Consider the following 2,625-nt stretch of genomic DNA (forward strand, 5'->3'; position numbering starts at 1 on the left):
CATTGCACCACTGGACAGGAATTTATCCGCATCGAACAGCGGGAACGCGCCCTTTTCACGCGCCAGATCGACCGAGGCCAGATAGGCGGCGCGCGCGATGGCGTGCATCCAGGCGTCTGTCTGGGCGGCGGCCTTCTCTGACCCGTAACGCAGGCCGATCATCAGCAGCGCATCGGCAAGACCCGTCACGCCCAACCCGATCCGGCGTTTCGCATGCGCCTCATCCGCCTGTGCCTGAAGCGGAAACCGCGAGGCATCGACGACGTTGTCCATCATGCGCACCGCCGTCGCCACCAGTTCGGCCAATGCATCCGCATCGAGTGCGGCGGTGTCCGAAAACGGGTCATTCACAAGGCGGGCAAGGTTGATCGACCCCAAAAGGCACGCGCCGTAGGGCGGCAGGGGCTGTTCACCGCAGGGGTTTGTCGCGGCGATGGTTTCGCAATAGGCCAGATTGTTCATCTGGTTGATCCGGTCGATGAAAATCACACCGGGTTCGGCGTAATCATAGGTGGATGTCATGATGGCATCCCACAGATCGCGTGCGCGCAGGGTGCGATAAGAACTGCCGTCGAAAACAAGATCCCATGGGCCATCCGCCTTGACCGCCTGCATGAAGTCATCGGTGACCAGCACCGACATATTGAACATGCGCAAGCGCGCAGGGTCTGATTTGGCCGTGATGAAATCCTGAATATCCGGGTGGTCGCAGCGCATCGTCGCCATCATCGCGCCCCTGCGTGACCCGGCAGACATGATCGTGCGGCACATCGCATCCCAGACATCCATGAACGACAAGGGGCCGGATGCATCCGCCGCGACACCCTTGACCGCCGCCCCTTTGGGCCGGATCGTGCTGAAGTCATAGCCGATCCCGCCGCCCTGCTGCATGGTCAGCGCGGCCTCTTTCAACATATCGAAAATGCCGCCCATGCTATCGGGGATCGTGCCCATCACGAAGCAGTTGAACAGTGTCACCGAGCGCGCGGTGCCCGCCCCCGCCGTGATCCGACCTGCAGGCAGGAATTTGAAATCGGCCAGTGCCGCACGAAACTTGTGTTCCCATGCGGTCGGCTCGTCCTCGACCGATGCCAGCGCCTTGGCTATCCGTGCCCATGTATCTTCGACTGTCACGTCGATCGGCATGCCATCAGCATCCTTGAAACGATACTTCATGTCCCAGATCTGTTCGGCAATCGGGGCGGCAAAAGCGGTCATGGCGATATCCTTGGTCACAGAAATGGCGTTGGGAAGGACTGCGAACATATTGGGAACCCCCGCCACGGTCAAACCATATCTGGTCTTTCCGGCCCCTTGAAACTAGTTTCATTCGGGTTAACTCTACGCAACGTCCCGGGGGGGATCGCATGACCAAGACAGTGCATATTCTGAAACTATCGGTCGGCACGGATGATGTGGCGGGCCTTGCCGCGTGGCAGGCCAGCGCGCGTGCGCAGACCAGTGACGGTTTGCCGCGCCATATCACACGCATGTGGCCCAAGCGGGGCGAAGAGATTCTGACTGGCGGGTCGATCTATTGGGTCATCAAGGGTGTGATCCTGTGCCGCCAGCCGATCTTGCGGCTGGATGAATATGTCGGCGGTGATGATATCCGCCGTTGCGCGATCGTCTGCCAGCCCGGGTTGATCCGCGTCGCGGCAACACCGAAACGCGCCTTTCAGGGCTGGCGATACCTTGACCCGGCCGATGCCCCCGAAGACCTGCCCGAAGGTCGCCAAAACGAAGAGGCCCTGCCGCCGGAACTATCCAAGGCGCTGGCCGCCATCGGCGTGCGTTAGGTCGCGCAGCACAGTTGCCACAGTCATCACATCATCGCGAGTGCAGTCGAACTGCCCGACCTGCACGCGGATCACGAATTGCCCGTTGTGCCGCGTCTGGGTCAAGTAAACCCGCCCGTCATCATTGATCTGCGCCAGCAGGTTCTCTGTCGCCGCATCATCAATATAGCGAAAGGTGAACAACGACAGTATCGGGCCAGTAACAATGGTAAACCCCGGCATATCTACGATCACGTCCGCCAATTCCCGCGCCCATGCCACATGGTTGCGTATCCGGGCGCGCAGCCCCTCCAGCCCATAGGCGCGCAACACGAACCAGATTTTCAGCGCCCGAAACCGGCGGCCCAGCGGCACGGTCCATTCGTTGAAATTCACCACCTCGTCCTGCCCAAGCGTTTGCAAATAATCAGGCCGCAACCCCAATGACCGGATTTGCGGGGCGGGATCGGCCAGAAACTGCACCGCGCAGTCGAATTGCACACCCAACCATTTATGCGGGTTAAAGACCACGCTGTCGGCCCCGTCGATCCCCGCCCACAAATGCCGGAATTCGGGGCAGATCATTGCCGATCCCGCCCAAGCCGCATCGACGTGTGTATAAAGATCATGCGCGCGCGCCACCGCCAGACACGCCGCCACCGGATCGCAGGCACCGATGGATGTGCCGCCCGTGCACAACACCACGCCTGCAGGTTTGTATCCCGCCGCCAGATCGGCCCGGATCGTGGCATCTAGCGCGTCAGGGTCCATCCCGAAATCATCGCGCGTGGGGATTTTCACCAGATTGGCCTGCCCAATGCCTGCCAGCCGCACGGCCTTGTCCACG

Annotated in this window: 3 protein-coding genes; 1 reads left to right on the top strand and 2 read right to left on the bottom strand. The window is 61.0% G+C overall.

Going from position 1 to position 2,625, the window contains the following annotated elements; genetic code table 11:
• Positions 1 to 1,218, bottom strand: a 1,218-nt coding sequence (locus tag ACTG4B_RS15300; RefSeq protein WP_439156562.1) for an adenosylcobalamin-dependent ribonucleoside-diphosphate reductase, incomplete at its 3' end; no start/stop codon positions are given.
• 149 nt (positions 1,219 to 1,367) lie between these two features.
• Between ACTG4B_RS15300 and ACTG4B_RS15305 the strand changes: the two genes are divergently transcribed.
• On the top strand, positions 1,368 to 1,799 hold the full coding sequence (locus ACTG4B_RS15305) for a DUF1489 family protein (protein ID WP_439156563.1): 432 nt from the start codon (positions 1,368 to 1,370) through the stop codon (positions 1,797 to 1,799).
• Here the strand turns inward: ACTG4B_RS15305 and ACTG4B_RS15310 are convergent.
• Positions 1,764 to 2,625 (bottom strand): pyridoxal phosphate-dependent decarboxylase family protein (locus ACTG4B_RS15310; RefSeq protein WP_439156564.1); only part of this gene is annotated, 862 nt, incomplete at its 5' end. The two genes, ACTG4B_RS15305 and ACTG4B_RS15310, sit on opposite strands and share 36 nt — an antisense overlap.

Source organism: Yoonia sp., assembly GCF_965660735.1.
In the GTDB taxonomy this organism is placed as follows: Bacteria; Pseudomonadota; Alphaproteobacteria; order Rhodobacterales; family Rhodobacteraceae; genus Yoonia.